The 16,349-nt window shown below is 71.6% G+C and carries 12 protein-coding genes; 8 read left to right on the plus strand and 4 right to left on the minus strand.

All coding sequences use genetic code 11. The annotated features are described in order from the left end of the window. Positions 1–53: 53 nt before the first annotated feature. Positions 54–1,079 (minus strand): hydroxyacid dehydrogenase, encoded by a 1,026-nt coding sequence (locus PZC42_RS06240; RefSeq protein WP_277209349.1) that lies wholly within the window; start codon positions 1,077–1,079, stop codon positions 54–56. Continuing rightward, entirely contained in the window at positions 1,076–2,119 is a 1,044-nt protein-coding gene (locus tag PZC42_RS06245) for a LacI family DNA-binding transcriptional regulator (protein WP_277209350.1), read from the minus strand. The genes PZC42_RS06240 and PZC42_RS06245 overlap by 4 nt, the downstream gene beginning before the upstream one ends. Positions 2,120–2,231: 112 nt before the next feature. On the opposite strand from PZC42_RS06245, the gene PZC42_RS06250 reads away from it, so the two are divergent. From PZC42_RS06250 to PZC42_RS06280, 7 genes are all read left to right on the plus strand, one after another. Further along, complete coding sequence (locus PZC42_RS06250; protein WP_277209351.1) at positions 2,232–3,185, plus strand: family 43 glycosylhydrolase; 954 nt, start codon at positions 2,232–2,234, stop codon at positions 3,183–3,185. Further along, positions 3,182–5,365 (plus strand): glycoside hydrolase family 36 protein, encoded by a 2,184-nt coding sequence (locus tag PZC42_RS06255; protein WP_277209352.1) that lies wholly within the window; start codon positions 3,182–3,184, stop codon positions 5,363–5,365. The genes PZC42_RS06250 and PZC42_RS06255 overlap by 4 nt, the downstream gene beginning before the upstream one ends. 10 nt (positions 5,366–5,375) lie before the next feature. Continuing rightward, positions 5,376–7,052 (plus strand): glycoside hydrolase family 43 protein, encoded by a 1,677-nt coding sequence (locus tag PZC42_RS06260; protein ID WP_277209353.1) that lies wholly within the window; start codon positions 5,376–5,378, stop codon positions 7,050–7,052. 115 nt (positions 7,053–7,167) lie between these two features. Continuing rightward, the gene (locus tag PZC42_RS06265; protein ID WP_277209354.1) at positions 7,168–8,526 is read left to right on the plus strand and encodes an ABC transporter substrate-binding protein; all 1,359 of its coding nucleotides are present in this window, start codon (positions 7,168–7,170) and stop codon (positions 8,524–8,526) included. A gap of 152 nt (positions 8,527–8,678) precedes the next feature. Beyond that, a complete protein-coding gene (locus PZC42_RS06270) occupies positions 8,679–9,554 on the plus strand; it encodes a carbohydrate ABC transporter permease (RefSeq protein WP_277209355.1) in 876 nt (291 codons plus the stop codon). Then, positions 9,551–10,474 carry a carbohydrate ABC transporter permease gene (locus PZC42_RS06275; RefSeq protein ID WP_277209356.1) on the plus strand — a complete coding sequence of 308 codons (924 nt, stop codon included), beginning with the start codon at positions 9,551–9,553 and terminating at the stop codon, positions 10,472–10,474. Before PZC42_RS06270 ends, PZC42_RS06275 begins: the two co-directional genes overlap by 4 nt. Positions 10,475–10,567: 93 nt before the next feature. Next, complete coding sequence (locus tag PZC42_RS06280; RefSeq protein ID WP_277209357.1) at positions 10,568–14,122, plus strand: hypothetical protein; 3,555 nt, start codon at positions 10,568–10,570, stop codon at positions 14,120–14,122. 122 nt (positions 14,123–14,244) lie between these two features. Here the strand turns inward: PZC42_RS06280 and PZC42_RS06285 are convergent, their stop codons facing one another. After that, complete coding sequence (locus PZC42_RS06285) at positions 14,245–14,952, minus strand: YceI family protein (protein WP_277209358.1); 708 nt, start codon at positions 14,950–14,952, stop codon at positions 14,245–14,247. A gap of 18 nt (positions 14,953–14,970) precedes the next feature. Next, entirely contained in the window at positions 14,971–15,834 is an 864-nt protein-coding gene (locus PZC42_RS06290) for an SDR family oxidoreductase (protein WP_277209359.1), read from the minus strand. 95 nt (positions 15,835–15,929) lie between these two features. Between PZC42_RS06290 and PZC42_RS06295 the strand changes: the two genes are divergently transcribed. Then, positions 15,930–16,340 carry a winged helix-turn-helix transcriptional regulator gene (locus PZC42_RS06295; RefSeq protein WP_277209360.1) on the plus strand — a complete coding sequence of 137 codons (411 nt, stop codon included), beginning with the start codon at positions 15,930–15,932 and terminating at the stop codon, positions 16,338–16,340. The last annotated feature ends 9 nt before the right edge of the window (positions 16,341–16,349 follow it).

A 16,349-nucleotide genomic window follows, 5' to 3' on the forward strand; every position in this document is an offset into this window, starting at 1 on the left:
TAATTGTAGGCAGGACGGGGTGTCGGCGCTAGTTCACAACTAATCCGCGCCGTTCACGCCCCGGCGTCGGGCCACCTCTCGGGGTGCAGCGGCGGCTGCCCCGCCGCGATGCGCTCGATCTCCGTCACCGCGGTCTCCCCGAGGCGGCACAGCTCGTTGCCCATGGAGCCTGCGACGTGCGGTGTGAGGAGCGCGTTGGGCAGCTCCCACAGCGGGTGGTCCGCGGGCAGCGGCTCCGGGTCGGTGACGTCGAGGACGGCGTCGATGCGTCCGGTGCTGAGCTCGGCGACGAGCGCGTCGGTGTCCACGAGGGCGCCGCGGGCGGTGTTGATCAGCGTGCCGCCGTCGGCGAGCAGCTTGAGCTGGCGCGCGCCGATCATGTGGCGCGTCTCCGGGACGTCGGGCGCGTGGATGGAGACCACCGAGCAGGTCTCCATGAGCTCGTCGAGCTCCGCGCGCCGGACCCCGAGCCCGGCGGCGTCGTCCTCGGTGAGGTACGGGTCGTAGACCACGACGTCGAGGTCGGCGGACCGCAGGAGCTCGATCGTCAGGCGTCCGATCGTCGAGGCACCGACGATGCCCACGGCGCGACCGTTGTTGCCGGCGTCCGGGTAGGTCTCCTCGCGGTCGATGTGGCGGCGCCGCTGCGCGTACAGCCGGGCAAAGGGCAGCGTCTGCTTGCCGGCGAGCAGGATCATCGCTGCCGCGTACTCCGCCACGGGCCGGCCGTTGGCGGAGCGCGCGTGGGTCAGCACGAGGTCGCGGTGGCGTGCGCTCTCCGGGAGCAGGCCCAGCACGTTGCCGCCGGTGTGCACGACGGCGCGCAGTCGTGGGGCGACGACGTCGAGGGGGTCGGTGAGAGCGGCAGCCCCCCAGCCGGTGAGGAGCACGTCGGTCTCGGCGAGCACGGCCCGGGCGGCGGGTGAGTCGAAGTCCTCGAGGACCTGCGGGTGGACCTCGGCCACGGCGGCGAGCCGCCGGGTCGCGGTGTCGTCGAGCAGCATGGTCGCCAGGTGCGCCGGCCGCATCGCGAGGGCGACGCGCAGCGGGGCGGTCGGGGTGGTGGGGAGAGCAGTCACGGGATAACGATATCCTGCCGGTCCGCCGCTGGTGGGGCGGTGGACTCGCGCACCACGAGCTGCGGCTCGGTGACCGACGACTCGAGCTCGGCCTCCCCAGCGACCAGACGTGTGAGCAGGTCGAACGCTCGCGCGCCGAGGTCCTCGAAGTCCTGGTCGACGGTGGTCAGCGAAGGCCGCCAGAGCGACACCAGCGGCTGGTCGTCGAACCCGACCACCGAGACATCCTCCGGGACGCGGACGCCCCGGTCCGACAGTGCCCGCATGAGACCGATCGCGATGTCGTCGTTCGCGCAGAACACCGCCGTGACGTCGTTGCGCGCCGCGATCCGCTCGCCCCAGCGGTAGCCGGAGGCCGCGTCCCACTCGGCGTCCATGACCTCGGGGACCGGGGCGCCGGCGTCCTGCAGCGCAGCGCGCCAGCCCTCGGTGCGGCCGGACGCCTTGCCCTCGCCCGGCCCGGCCAGGTGGTGGACGGTCCGGTGCCCCAGTCTCAGCAGGTACTCGGTGACCTGCCGGCCCGCCGCCTGCTCGTCGATGAGGGCGGCCGGGACCGGGCCGGGCCGCCGCGAACCGCCCCCGACGACCACCATGGGCAGGCCGTCAGGGATGGACCGGGCCGCCTCGATCCCCGCGCGGTCGAACTCGAGCACGATGGCGCCCGCTGTCGGCTGGGAGAGCGCGAGGTCCGTGGCGCGCTGCACGTGCTGGCCGTCCGACGACTCCACGAGCGTGATCGAGACCGACATCCCGGCCTTCTGCGCGGCGGCCTCGATGCCCTGCAGCGTCCGCGCGTAGCCGTAGTTCGCGGTGGCCCCGGCGAGCACCGAGACCAGCGTGAGCTTGCCGGACCGCATCGACCGGGCGGCGACGTTGGGCCGGTAGCCCAGCTCCTGCACGGCGTGGTTGACGCGTTCGGTGAGGTCGGGCGCCACGTACTTGGTGCCGTTGAGCACGCGCGAGGCGGTCGGGACGGAGACCCCTGCTGCGCGTGCGACGTCGGCGAGAACGGGGGCGCGGTACTTCTTCGGCGCGGCCATGTCTCGAGGATACGGGCTCGGAGAATGTTTGCCCAGTGCGCCTCGCCCGAGGCCAGCAACCCATGGTCAACACCGTGATAACGTTATCTCCCCAACGCCCAAGGAGGTCGTAGTGAGCAGCAGTCTTGCCCCGCGGGGATCGATCGTTCCCGGTCGGCTCTTCGAGGACGACGCCGGCCGCCCCGTCCAGCTCCACGGGGCGGGCATCCGCCGGATCGGGGACCGTTACTACGCCTGGGGCGAGGACAAGTCCCACGGCGGCACGTTCGGCGGGGTGGCCTGCTACTCGTCGCCGGACCTCGCCACGTGGACCTCGCACGGTCACGCGCTCGCGGTCACGCCCGACGTCCCGGACCTCGCGCCCGGCCGCGTCGTCGAACGCCCGAAGGTGCTGCCCGCCCCCGACGGCACCTACGTCATGTTCCTGCACATCGACTCGGCCGACTACGCCGACGCCCGCCTCGGCTGGGCCGTGGCCGACCGCCCGGAAGGGCCGTACACCTACCTGCGCAGCGAGCGCCCGCTGGGCAACATCAGCCGGGACATCGGCGTCTTCCTGGACGACGACGGCACCGGCTACCTGCTGAGCGAGGACCGTGAGCACGGGCTGCACGTCTACCGGCTCTCGGTGGACCTGCTCACCGTCGAGGAGGTCGTCTCGACCACGCTGGCCCCGCCCAGCGACCACCCGGCCGGCCCGCACGGCTACGAGTCACCCGCGATGATCAAGGTCGACGGCCTCTACTACCTCTTCGGCTCGGACCTGACGGGCTGGTCCACCAACGACAACAAGTACGCCACCGCCCCCTCGCCCGCCGGTCCGTGGAGCGCCTGGAACGACGTCGCGCCGCCCGGCACGGCGACCTTCGACTCGCAGGTCTCCGACGTCGTCACGGTGCCCGGGACCGAGCAGACCGCCTACGTCTATGTGGGCGACCGCTGGGACCGGCACGACCTGTTCAGGTCACCGCCGGTCGTGCTGCCCCTGCAGGTCGCCGGCGGACGTGCCGACCTCGTCTGGCGCGACTCCTGGACGATCGACACCACCACCGGAGTGATCTCATGACCGTCATGCTTCCCGGCCTCGTCGACGACGTGGAGGAGCGCCTCGAGTGGGGCAACGACGTGCTGCGGCTCACCGTGGACCACGGGCCGGGGTCCGCGCCGCGCCTGACCGCGCTGTGGCACGTCGACGAGGAGCGGCCCGACGCCGACGCCCTGCGGCGCTCGGCGCTGCCCGTCCTGGAGCTGGCCCTCGCCGGCGAGGGGCGGCAGGGTACTTCCGGCAAGCGGCACGTCGACGGCGCCCTCGCGCAGCGGCTGCGGCTCGTCGACTCGACGGCCGAGCGCGACGGCGACGTCGAACGCCTCCTGCTGCACCTGGCCGAGACCGTCACCGGTGTCCGCGCGACCGTCCACCTCGAGCTCGTCGCCGGGCTGCCCGTGCTGCGCTCGTGGGCGGAGATCACCACGGAGGGCGACGTCCTCCTCGACCACGCCACCACCGGCGTCGTCGCCGGCATCGGGCACGGCACGCGCTGGGAGCAGGAGGTCGCGGTCTGGGAGGCCGCGAACCCGTGGAGCGGGGAGTTTCGCTGGCGGCGGTCCACGCTCGCCGAGCGCGGGCTGTTCGACGTCGGCATGACCCGTTACGGCCAGGTCGGCTCGAAGAACCGGGTGTCGCTCACCTCGACCGGAGCGTGGTCGACGTCGGAGCACCTCGCCCTCGGCATCGTGGAGGAGTCCGCCACCGGGCGGATGCTCGCCTGGCAGGTCGAGTCGAACAGCACCTGGCACGCCGAGCTCGGCGACCGCTTCGACGACGTCTACCTGCTGGTGACCGGCCCGACGGCGCGCGAGCACCAGTGGTCCGTCCGCCTGGCCCCCGGCGACGTGCACCTGACCACCCCGGTGCGACTCGCCGTCGTCCCCGGGTCGCCGAGCGGGACCGACGCGACCCTCGCCGACGTCGGCGCCGCCCTGACCCTGCACCGGCGCCGCACCCGCCGGTCGCACCCCGACCACGTCCGCCTGCCGGTGGTCTACAACGACTTCCTCAACGGCCTGATGTCCGACCCGACCACGGAGCGCGAGCTGCCGCTCATCGCGGCGGCCGCCGACCTCGGTGCGGAGGTCTACGTCATCGACGCCGGCTGGTACGACGACGAGCGCGGCGGCTGGTGGGACTCCGTCGGCGCGTGGGAGCCGTCCACCGACCGGTTCCCCGACGGTGGGCTCGGACGGGTCATCGAGGCGATCCGGGCCACCGGCATGAAGCCGGGGCTCTGGCTCGAGCCCGAGATGGTGGGCGTCCGCAGCCCGTTGGCCCAGGAGCTGCCCGACGCCGCGTTCTTCCAGCGCGGTGGCGACCGCGTCGCGGAGTGGGGCCGGTTCCAGCTCGACCTGCGTCACCCGGCCGCCCGTGCGCACCTGGACGCCGTCGTCGACCGGCTCGTGGACGAGTTCGACCTGGCCTACCTCAAGCTCGACCACAACGTGGACATCGGCCCCGGGACGGACGCCGGCGTGGGGGAGGCGCCCGGGCACGGGCTGGCCCAGCACGCCCGGGAGGTCCTCTCCTGGGTGAGCGCGGTGATGGACCGCCACCCCGGGCTCGTCGTCGAGGGCTGTGCCGCCGGCGGCTCGCGGACCGACGCCGCCAGCGGCGCGGTGTTCCCCGTCCAGTCGCTGACGGACCAGCAGGACTTCCGGCTCACCGCGCCGATCGCCGCGGCCGCCCCGCTCGTCATCACGCCCGAGCAGGCGGGGGTCTGGGCCTCCGTGGACGGCACGATGAGGCCGGAGGAGATCGCGTTCTCGCTCGTCTCGGCGACGCTGGCGCGCGTCCACCTGGCCGGCCGGGTCGACACCCTCGACGTGGCGCAGCGCGAGCTCGTCCGCACCGGGCTCGCCGCCCACCGCGAGGTGCGCTCCGCCGTCGCGCGGTCCACGCCGCTGTGGCCGCTCGGCCTCCCCGGCTGGCGCGACCCCTGGGTGGCCCAGGGCGCCCGCGACGGCGCGGACCTCTACCTCGCGGTCTGGCGCCGCGACCTGGACGACGTGTCCGCACCTGCCACGGTGCGGGTCCCGTTGCCCGGGCTGCGCGCCGAGGGAGACGCCGAGGTCCTCTTCCCGACCTGGGGGAGCGACGAGGTGTCCGTGGTCGACGACGGCGCCGCGCTCGCCGTGCGCCTGCCCGGCCCGGTCTCGGCCCGTCTGGTCCGCCTGACCGTCCGCGACCTGTGAGGAGGACGCCGTGCGCCTGGTGAACCCCGTGGTGCGAGGCTTCGCACCGGACCCGTCGATGATCCGTGTGGGCGACTGGTACTACCTCGCGACGAGCTCGTTCGAGTGGTTCCCCACCATCCCGTTGTTCCGGTCGCGGGACCTGGTGCACTGGGAGCCGGCCGGGTCCGTCGACACCGCCGCGCCCGGTGGCTCGCTGCTCGGCGTGCCGGACTCGGGCGGCATCTGGGCGCCCGCGCTGAGCCACGCCGACGGCCACTTCTGGGTCGTGTACTCGATCGTGCGCTCCGTGGGCACCCGGTTCTTCGACACCGAGACGTACGTCTGCACGGCGCCGGACGTCGGCGGCCCGTGGTCCGCCCCGGCCCGGGTGTCCGCGCACGGGTTCGACCCGTCGCTGTTCCACCACGAGGGCCGCCACTACCTGCTGAACCTGCAGAACGACTGCCGGGTGGGTGGCAAGCGGTTCGGCGGCATCGTCCTCACCGAGCTGGAGGTGCCGACGTCGGGCGGCGCGCCCGACGTGTCGCGGGCACGCGCCGTCGGGCCGACGAGCCTGCTCCTGCAGCGCGACGAGCTGGTCGAGGGACCCAAGATCACGGTGCGCGACGGCTGGTTCTACCTGCTGCTCGCCCAGGGCGGCACGGGGGTCGAGCACGGCGTCCTGGTGGCCCGGTCACGAGACCTCGCCGGGCCCTACGAGGTCGACGAGGTGCCGCTCATGACCACCCGGGACGACCCGTCGGTCGCGCTGCAGAAGGCCGGCCACGGCGAGCTCGTGCAGACCCCGGGCGGCGAGTGGTTCTGCGCCCACCTGGCCTCGCGGCCGGTGCAGACCCCCGACGGTCCGCGCAACCCGCTCGGCCGGGAGACCGCGCTGCAGCCGGTGGAGTGGGTCGACGGCTGGCCGCGGCTCGCGCACGGCGGCTGGCACCCCCACGTCGAGATCGAGGTGCCCGACGTCGGCGCCCGCCCCGCCGAGCTCGTCACGGCCGACGCTCCGCGCGGGTTCGAGGGGGCGCCCGGCTGGCCCTGGTCCACGCTGCGCGAGCCGCCGGGGTCGTGGTGCGACACCACGGACCCGGAGCGGCTGCGACTGCGGGGGCGGATGGGGCCGGAGTCGCTGTGGCAACAGTCGTTCCTGGGGCAGCGCCTCACCGAGCACGTGGCGACCGTCGACGTGGTCGTGGAGGCCCGTCCGCGGACCTTCACCGAGTCGGCAGGTCTGGTGCTGCGCTACAACGCGACGTCGTACCTCCAGCTCCACGTGACGTGGGCCGAGCCGCCGGGGGAGCCGCAGGCCGGTCAGCAGTGGGTGCCGCACGGGGCCGGTCGCCGTGTCCTGGTGCTCGAGCAGGGGCACCCGGACGGCGCGCGGGTCCGGGCGACGGTGGACGCTCCTGACGGGGCCGTGCACCTGCGGGCCGAGATCGACGGGGCGGTGGCCCGGTTCCTCGCGTGCCCTGCCGGCGGGGTGCCGCGACCGGTGGGCCTGGAGCTCGACATGAGCGAGCTGTCCGACGACTTCGGTCCCCGGCTACGGTTCACCGGAACGCTGGCCGGGGTCAGCGCCGTCGACCTGGTCGACGCCCAGCTGGTTGCGGAGTTCCGGGGCTGGAGTCTCCGGGCCACTCCGGAGCACCCGTTCGTGCGGCAGGAAAACGTCAATATCCCGGTCGTTACCTGATCGTTGCGCTGTGTGCAAGCATCAGTAGCATGACGCCATTGACGGCCTCGAGATTGGCAGGATAACGTTGTCCCCACCACGACCCGCAGGGTCGACGTCCTTCAAGGGAGAAGACATGAGCAACGCAACGACGCGGATCCGGCCCTGGGGGGCCCGCAGCAGGGTCGCAGCGCTGGCCGCCGTCGCCGTGGGCGCCACGGGGCTCGCAGGCTGCGCCGGCGGAACGGAGAGCAGCGCCGAGTCGACCGGGGACGCGCCGGCCGACGGCCCCGTGTCGATCGAGATCTGGGGGTGGGACGAGCTCGGTGAGCAGGTCGTCGACGCGTTCAACGCCGCGCAGGACGGCGTCGAGGCGACGTACGTCCTGCAGGCCGACAACGTCGCGATGGCGACCAACTTCCGCAACGCGTTCGAGTCCGGGACCGACGTCCCGTGCCTGGCCCAGGGCTTCGCGCCGCTGACCACGATGGTCGTCAACGGATGGGCTCAGGACATCACGGACGTGGTGGAGCCGTCGCTCGGCAACTACAACGAGGGCGCGCACAACGCGGCTCAGGTCAACGGGCGGTTCTTCGGGCTGCCGTCCGGGTCGGACGGGCAGTACCTCATCGTCAACACCGCGACCCTCGACGAGTACGGTGTCGAGATCCCGGCGACCTGGGACGAGTTCGTCGAGGCGGGACGCGAGCTCAAGGAGCACGACGTCCACGTGACGAACTTCGCGGGTGAGGACCCGACCGCGCTCATGAACCTCGCGCAGCAGGCCGGGGCCGAGTGGTTCGCCATCGACGGGGAGGAGTGGGTCGTCAACTTCGAGGACGCCCCCACGCTCCAGGCCGCGGACATCGTGCAGCAGCTCATCGACGAGGACCTGGTCTCGAACGAGACCTACCAGGACAGGCCCGCGCTGTACTCCTACTTCGACTCCGGCAACATGGCGATGACGCCGACCCAGTGGTGGTCGCTGACCGGGCTGCAGACGAACTTCAGCGACTCGCTGGGTGACTGGAAGGCCACCACGCTGCCACAGTTCGACCTGGCGAACCCGGTGAGCCCGGGCCGCACGACCCCCTCGTTCGTCCCGGTCGGCTGCGAGCACCCCGAGGCTGTCGTGGCCTACTCGGACTGGCGCACGACGCCGGAAGGGATCGAGGCCGGGCGCAACCCCGAGACGGACGCGGTGGGCCTCCCGACGCAGATCCCGGACCCGGCCCCGTACGCAGCCGACATCATCCCGCCGGGCTTCTTCACGGACGACGCCGAAGCGGCCGAGGTGATCGTCGACGCCCAGTCGAAGGTCATCGGCAAGTTCGAGCTCGGCCCGAACTACGACGCGTGGTTCCCCGAGATGCAGGACCAGTGGGGCAAGGCGGTCGCCGGCGAGCAGACGATCGCGGAGGCCCTGGCGGCGGTGCAGCAGTACGTCGAGGACGACCTCGACCGCAAGGGCATCGCGTTCCGCGACGCCAGCTGATCTACGTCTCGAGACCACGAACGGAGGGGACGCCGATGTCCGCCACAGCTCCCGTCACCCGGCAGCCGGGGACGCGAACCGACGAGCCCACGGGCCGTGCGCGTCCGACGGGCTTGGCGTCCCCTCCGCGACGGCGCCTGCGATGGCGCACCATGCAGAACCTGAAGGGTGCGTCGCTGAGCTTTCCGTTCGCGGCAGGCTTCGCCCTGTTCGCGGTGGTGCCGATCCTCATGGCGCTCAGGGAGAGCGTGTACACCCAGAAGTCCTCGGGCCTCGGCTTCGGGGAGTCCGTCGTGACCTTCGTGGGCCTCGACAACCTGGCCCGGGCCGTCGGGGACGGCGTCTTCTGGTCGGCCATGTGGCGGGTGTTCCTGTACGCGATCGTCGTCGTGCCGGTGACGCAGATCGTCAGCCTCGGCATGGCGCTCGTGCTCGACGCGGCCCGCCGGCGGATCGCCGCCCGGTTCCGGATCGCTCTGCTGCTGCCCTACATGGTGCCCGGGATCGTCGCCACGATGGTCTGGATCTTCCTCTACAGCCCGGCCGTCGGCCCGCTGGGGAAGTTCTTCGGCCTCCTCGGGCTGGACGTGGACTTCTTCTCCGGGGACATGGTCTGGGTCTCGATCGGCAACCTCGTCCTCTGGGGGGCCATCGGCTTCAACATGCTGATCCTCTACGGGGCCCTGCAGTCCGTCCCGCACGAGATCTTCGAGGCAGCCCGGCTGGACGGCGCGTCCGAGGTGCGGATCGCCTGGTCCATCAAGGTGCCGTTCGTGCGGGCGTCCCTCGTGCTCACCACGCTGCTGTCGATCATCGGCACGTTGCAGATCTTCGCCGAGCCGATGCTCTTCCGTTCGGTGACGCCCGAGACCATCACCAAGGACTTCACGCCCACGATGATGATCTACAACCAGGCCTTCCAGGTGGGTGACATCAACTACGCCACGGCGCTGTCCGTCGTCCTCGCCGTCGTGGTGGGCGTGGCGTCGGCAGTGTTCTACCGCTTCACGAACAGGACGGAATCATGACGTCGGTGCTGCCTGAGACCACCCGCCTCTCGGTGCGCGGAAGGGCTGCCCGGCGGGCGAACGCCGAGCGCGAGATCGCGGCCGCCACCGGGACCTCCCGCTGGGTCGTGCTCGGCGTGCTCGTACTCCTGGCGGGCTACGCCGTCGGGCCGCTGTGGTGGCTCGTCGTGGCCTCCACCAAGTCCAAGCAGCACCTCTACACGACGAACGGCCTCTGGTTCGCCGACTTCAACCTCTGGCACAACCTGCAGGCCCTGTTCACATACCAGAACGCCATCTTCGGCCGCTGGTTGTGGAACACCGTCCTGTACTCGGGGCTCGGCTCGCTCGGGATGACGATCATCGCGCTGGCCGCCGGGTACGCGCTGGCCAAGTACCAGTACCGGGGGCGCGGCCTGACGATGGGGTTCATCATCGCCTCGTTCCTCATCCCCGGGACGCTGATGCTCGTCCCCTCGTTCGTCCTGCTCACCAACCTCGGCATGTACGACACGATCTGGGCGATGATCCTGCCGGGCATGTTCAGCTCGTTCTCGGTGTATCTCGCCAAGGTCTACGCCGAGGGCGCGGTGCCGACCGAGCTCATGGAGGCGGCCCGCATCGACGGAGCGGGCGAGTACCGCATCTTCTTCGGCATGTCGCTGCGACTCATGACGACCGCCGGGGCGACGATCTTCCTGCTGCACTTCGTCGGCTCGTGGAACACGTTCATGTGGCCGCTGGTCTTCCTCAAGGGCGCCGAGAAGTGGCCGGTCATGCTCGGGCTCTACTCCTGGCTGCAGCGCGGGGTGTCGACCGAGGTGGATGTCACCAGCCTGGTCATCACCGGCTCCCTGGTCTCGACGATCCCCATGGTCATCCTCATGATCGCCATGCAGCGCTACTGGCGCTCGGGAGTGACGATCGGCAGCCTCAAGTAGCCCACCATCACGGACCGTCGAACGCTCGACAACCACGTTCCGCAGGTGGGTCGATCCCGCCTGCCCCTGCAAAGAAGCAGAGAGGGAAGCGCCATGAGACGGATCAGGACACGATCGAGCGGTTGGAGGTCCGCGATCGCCGGGGCGATCGCGGTGCCGCTCGCGGTGGGCCTGCTGGCCCCCGCCACGGCCGCTGCGGAGGAGGCCGAGGAGCTGCCGCAGATCGTCCGGTCGACGAGCGACGCCGGGTTCACCCACCCGGGTGTCGGCATCACCGCCGACCAGCTCGAGAACGCCCGTGAGCAGGTGCTCGCCGGCACCGAACCGTGGGCCAGTCACTACGAGGCGATGACGCAGAGCCGGTACGCCGCGCTGGACTACGTGGCCGAGAACGCCGGGCCCACCGACACCGAGCCGAAGAACGACGCCTACGACCAGGTGTTCATGCGAGGGCGCGCGCACCGCGACAGCTACGGCGCCATGACGCAAGCGCTGATGTACTACATGACCGGCGACGAGGCGCACCGCGCCAACGCCCTGCACGTGCTGCGGACCTGGAGCAGCCTCGACCCGGACAAGTACGCCTACTTCGCCGACGCGCACATCCACACCGGCGTCCCCCTGTACCAGATGCTCGTCGCCGCGGAGATCGTCCGCTCCACCGATCCCGTGAACACCGAGCTCGACGGGTACGACCTGCGCTGGACCGCTCAGGACCAGCAGCGCATCGAGGACAACCTCGTGCGGCCGGTGATCGACACGTTCCTGTTCTCCCAGAACCGGCTGTGGAACCAGCACCTGTACGGCGTGATCGGGACCGTGTCGGCCGCGATCTTCCTCGACGACGCCGCCCTCTACGACGAGCGCGTCGAGTGGTTCACCGTGAACTCGACGTACACCAGCGAGCACACCATCAACGGCGGCGACGTCAACGGTGCGCTGGCCTCCCTGCTGCGGGTCATCGAGGAGGACGACCCGCTGAACACCACGGGCACGTCGTACGTGCAGCACATGGAGATGGGTCGCGACCAGGCGCACGCCGAGGGGGACATCACCCTGCTCACGGCGCTCGCGCGCATCGTGAACAGCCAGGGCACGCTCCTCGACCCGCGGGACGGCACCGTCTCCACCGCGCCCGACGCCGTGAGCCCCTACGCGTTCCTCGACGACCGCATCCTGCAGGGGGCCGACGTCTTCGCCGGTTTCATGATGGGCGAGGAGATCCCCTGGACGGACACCTCCGGCGGTCAGGGCGCGCCGTCCCAGGCGTACCGGGGTCGCCTCCGCGACGGGCTCAGCGAGCTGTACTACCAGTACACCTACGAGGCCGGCGTCGACGTCGAGCGAGAGGCACCCCACATCGCCGAGCTGCACGAGCGCCGCGACGGCCCGCTCTACCACTACGGGCCCAACGTCGAGAACTTCTGGAACGACCGCGGCTCCGACTTCACCGGCGCCGAGTACTGGGTCGCGTTCCCGCCCGCGCTGGCCGCGCAGGACGTCGACGTCCCCGAGCTCGCCGACACCTCCGAGGCACCGCTCTCACGTTATGGGCACGTGCTCGGCAAGGGGGCGCGGATGCAGACCGACAGCGACGGCGCCGAGTACGTGCGGCTGAAGGCGTCGGCCAAGCGGGACGCCGTCGTCGGCGTGCGGCGGATGGTCTGGTCAGACACCGGCAAGACCTCCCTGGTGGGGATCCGGGTGCGGACCGACGGCCCCGCCGTGCTGCAGGCCGCCGGCACGTCCCGGTTCGTCGACGCCACCGACATCCCGCTGCCCGACACCGGCGGTGAGTGGCGCTACGTCTGGCTCGACCTCGACGCCACCCGCGACCCGGCGAGCCGGGTCGGTCAACACCTGGTGGTGCTGCGGGCCGTCGGCGACGGCGCCAAGGTCGACGTCGCCGGGGTGCTCGCCCAGGCGAACGGCGTGCTCACCCCGCCGACGTTCGACGACGCCCCGTCGCTCGACCTGGTGGCGGTCGCCGGTGAGGAGCTCACCCGCACCTTCGCGGTCTCCGACACCGACGGCGATCCCGTGCTCGGCCTCCAGGAGGCGCCGCGCGGGACGTCGATCACGGCCGACGGCACGCTGACCTGGACCCCCCGTCAGCGGGACTTCGGCACGACCGAGCTGCTGGTGGTCGCCTCCGACGAGACGACCGACACCGTCCTGCCCGTGACGATCACCGTCGTCGAGGACCGTGCCGCTGCCGTGGACGCCTACCTCGCGGACCTCGCCGCACCCGAGACCTACACGACCGCGACGTGGACGGCGGTCGCCGCGGCGCGGGACGCCGCCCTGGACGGTGCGGACTCGGCCGGACCCGGCGCGTTCGCGGCGCTCCTCGAGGACCTGCGCCGCGCCGTCGTCGGGCTCGACGAGCTGAACCCCCGCCTGGCCGACGGCACGCTCGATCTCACGCAGGTGGTCACCTCGCCGCAGCTCTCCCTCGCGACGCTGCGTGCGCTCACCGACGGGGACAACCAGACGACGTGGGGCGACCAGCGGGTGCGCAGCATCCTGCTCGACGCCGGGCCCGGCTTCCGGCTCAGCGCCGACGCGTTCGGGTTCCTGGCCCGGGACACGTTCCCCAACCGGGCCGAGGGCACGAACGTGTACGGGTCCGACGACGCCGTGAGCTGGACACTGCTCACCGAGCACCCCAACGTGGGTCGCGACGACCGGATCGAGGACGTCGCCGTGCGTGCCGAGGTGCGGGACAGCCGGTTCCGGTTCCTCAAGCTCCAGGTGGACGAGCCCGGTGTGCCGTCGGACCCCGCGTTCCCCGGCATCTGGAGCCTCGCCGACCTGCGGATCCACGGCGAACGGACCGAGGCGGTGGGGTCGCTCGACGACGTCGCGCTGACCTCGCCCGACGCCGTCGCCGGACGGGTGGTCGCCGGTGACGCCGCCGAGCTGCGGTTCTCCGGAGACCCCGGCATCAGCGACGTCGAGGTGACGATCCTCCGCGCCCCGGCCGAGGTGACCTCAACCGGAACCGGTGAGTGGGTCGCGAGCAGCACGCTGGGCGAGCCTGCCGAACCAGGCAGCCCGATGACGTTCGAGATCGACTTCGTGACGCCGGACGGCCGCACCGCAGACCCCGTCGCCGCGACCACGGACGGCTCGAAGCTCTACCACTCGACCGACGGCGGGCTCGTGGACGGCGCGATCGCCGCCGCCGACGTCGTCGGGCCGGACGGTCTCGTCAACAGCGCGCTCACCGCGGACGCGGCCAAGCTGTTCGACGGTAACCCTGCGAGCCACACCGACACCCGGCAGATCGGTGACACCATCGCGCTGACCTGGGACCTCGGGGACGGGGGGACGGTCGCGCTCGACGGGGCCGAGATCCTCGTGCGCCAGGACGGGTACGGCATCTCGCGCATCGCGAACCTTCGGCTCGAAGGATCGCACGACCGTCAGTCGTGGAACCGGCTCACCCCGGCGCAGCCCGCGGGCACGCTGGACTGGCAGCGCTGGCAGGTGACCGACGACACGCCGTACCGGTACCTGCGGCTCGTCAACGGCCAGATCATGGGCGTCGCGGAGCTCCGGCTCTTCGGGGAGGTCGCCGTGGAGCCGAGCGCCGTCGAGAGCCTGTCGATCTCGTCGGACGGTCCGGCGGCGAACTCGCCCTGACCGGCGACACGGTGACCCTCGACCTGGTCGCCGGTGCGGGACCAGTAGGACTCGGCCGGCACGTCGCACCGCTACCTGCGGCTGACCAACGGCACCATCCTCAACGTCGCGGAGCTGAGGCTCTACGGCGAGGTGGCCGCGAGCGACAGCTGAAACTCGACGAAGCCGGTGGGTTCGACCAAGACGAAGCCCAGGTCCGGCGCCTCCACGTCGTAGTCGGCGAACGTGACGGGGATGCTGCCGGCGACCTGTCCCTCGGCGGCGTCGAGCACGACCTGCAGCTCGACGGTGACCGTCTGCGTGACCCCGGCGAGCGTGAGGTCACCGGTGGTCTCGACCGTGGTCACCGCGCCCGGGGTGGGCGCACCGTCGAGCGTGACGGGCTCGGCGAGGGTGAAGGTCGCGGTGGGGTGCTCGTCCGTCCGCATCGCCGTGCTGCGGAAGTACTCGTCACGGTTCGCCTGGTCGGTGGCGATGGAGGCGACGTCGACGGTGATCTCGGCCGCGGAGAGCGTGAGGCCGTCGACGGTGAGCGTGCCGGTGACCTGGTCGGTGCGACCGGTGACGGTCACGTCGGTGCCGTTGAGGACCTCGTCGACGCGGTAGCCGGCCTCCGAGCCGTCCGCCACCTCCCACGTCCCCGAGAGGTCGTCGAGCGTGCCGCCGTCGCTCGTCGCCTCGGTGGATGGTGCGGCGCTGACCGTCGGCTCGGCGGCAGCCTCGCCGACGATCAGGTCCCGGTACACGACGGGGCCCGCGAAGGCGGCGATCACACCGAGCACGACGACGCTCGCAACGACGGAGAGGACGATCTTCGTTCGCTTCTGCATCCTGGCTTCCCGTTTCTCTCAGGCGAGCTGGGCGCGGACGGCGTCGGCCAGCGGTGTCGGTTCACGGCCGAGCAGCCGTGCGAGGTCGTCGCTGTCGGTGGCGAGGTCGCCGCCGGCGATCGAGGCGTCGAGCGCGGCGAGGAATCCCGCCGTCTGCTCGTCGAGCCCAGCGCCGACCAGCGCTGCCCGGTACTCGTCCGCCGGCAGGTCCCGGTGCGTGACGGCTGTGCCCATCGCCGACGAGATCGCGGCGGCCAGGTCGTCGAAGGTGAAGGCGGGGCCGCCCAGCTCGTACACGTGGTCGCCGTCGGCGTCGTCGAGCAGTGCCACCGCGGCAGCGACGGCGTAGTCCTCGCGGGCTGCGCCCGAGATGCGTCCGCCGCCTGTCGCTCCGAGGATCTCGCCGGTCGCGAGGTACTGCGGGGCCTGGGAGGTGTAGTTCTCGACGTACCAGCCGTTGCGAAGGATCGTGACGGGTACCCCTGCGGTCCGTAGCACCTGCTCGGTCGCCTGGTGCTCGGGTGCCACCGGGTTGGAGGTGGTGTCGGCGTTGAGGATGCTCGTGTAGAGGATCCGCTCGACGCCGTGCGCGCGCGCGGCCTCGATCACCGCGGCGTGCTGCTCGACGCGTCGGCCGATCTCGGTCCCGGACACCAGGAGCACCCGGTCCGCGCCGACCAGAGCCGTGGGCAGGGTCTCGGGCCGCGCGTAGTCGCCGGGGCGGACCTGGACGCCGCGGTCCGCCAGGTCTCCGATCTTCTCGGGCGTGCGTGCGACCGCGATGACGGCCGACGGCTCGACGCCGCGGGAGAGGAGCTCGGTGACGACTCGGTGGCCGAGCCCGCCCGAGGCTCCGGTGACGGCGTAGGTCGTGGTGGACATGACGCTCCGTTCGTTGGGTACTAACTTTTCGATAGTACTGTACACACGTCAGCACGGTATCGTGGATCCGTACACGAACCGGTGGGGAGGTCGAGATGTCGATGCAGGAAGGCGCGGACGCCTCGGAGCCCAGTGCCGAGTTCGTCGCTGACGTCTTCGCGAGGAACTGCACCTCGCGCGCGGTCTTCGACGACGTCACGTCGAAGTGGTCCTCGCTCGCCCTCCTCGCGCTCCTGGACGGCACCTACCGGTTCAACGCCCTGCGCCGCCGGGTCGACGGCGTCAGCGAGAAGATGCTGTCGCAGACCCTGCGGACGCTCGAACGTGACGGCCTGGTGGTCCGGGAGGTCGTCGACGTGATTCCCGCCAGGGTCGAGTACGAGCTGACCGCCCTGGGCAGCCGGGTCGCTGCCCGGCTGCGCGCTCTGGCGGACCTGCTCCAGGACGCCGCACCGGAGCTCGATGCCGCCCGCACCGCCCGCGACGAGTGCACGACACGTGCCTGACCGCGCCAG

The sequence above is a fragment of the Isoptericola croceus genome, from assembly GCF_029382255.1.
In the GTDB taxonomy this organism is placed as follows: Bacteria; Actinomycetota; Actinomycetes; order Actinomycetales; family Cellulomonadaceae; genus Isoptericola; species Isoptericola croceus.

Bases quoted from the DNA above. Each gene is read 5' to 3' on its own strand.
- PZC42_RS06245 (WP_277209350.1), bottom strand. From the start codon at position 2,119: ATGGCCGCGCCGAAGAAGTACCGCGCCCCCGTTCTCGCCGACGTCGCA.
- PZC42_RS06255 (WP_277209352.1), top strand. From the start codon at position 3,182: ATGACCGTCATGCTTCCCGGCCTCGTCGACGACGTGGAGGAGCGCCTC.
- PZC42_RS06265 (WP_277209354.1), top strand. From the start codon at position 7,168: ATGAGCAACGCAACGACGCGGATCCGGCCCTGGGGGGCCCGCAGCAGG.
- PZC42_RS06270 (WP_277209355.1), top strand. From the start codon at position 8,679: ATGCAGAACCTGAAGGGTGCGTCGCTGAGCTTTCCGTTCGCGGCAGGC.
- PZC42_RS06275 (WP_277209356.1), top strand. From the start codon at position 9,551: ATGACGTCGGTGCTGCCTGAGACCACCCGCCTCTCGGTGCGCGGAAGG.
- PZC42_RS06280 (WP_277209357.1), top strand. From the start codon at position 10,568: ATGAGACGGATCAGGACACGATCGAGCGGTTGGAGGTCCGCGATCGCC.
- PZC42_RS06285 (WP_277209358.1), bottom strand. From the start codon at position 14,952: ATGCAGAAGCGAACGAAGATCGTCCTCTCCGTCGTTGCGAGCGTCGTC.
- PZC42_RS06290 (WP_277209359.1), bottom strand. From the start codon at position 15,834: ATGTCCACCACGACCTACGCCGTCACCGGAGCCTCGGGCGGGCTCGGC.
- PZC42_RS06295 (WP_277209360.1), top strand. From the start codon at position 15,930: ATGTCGATGCAGGAAGGCGCGGACGCCTCGGAGCCCAGTGCCGAGTTC.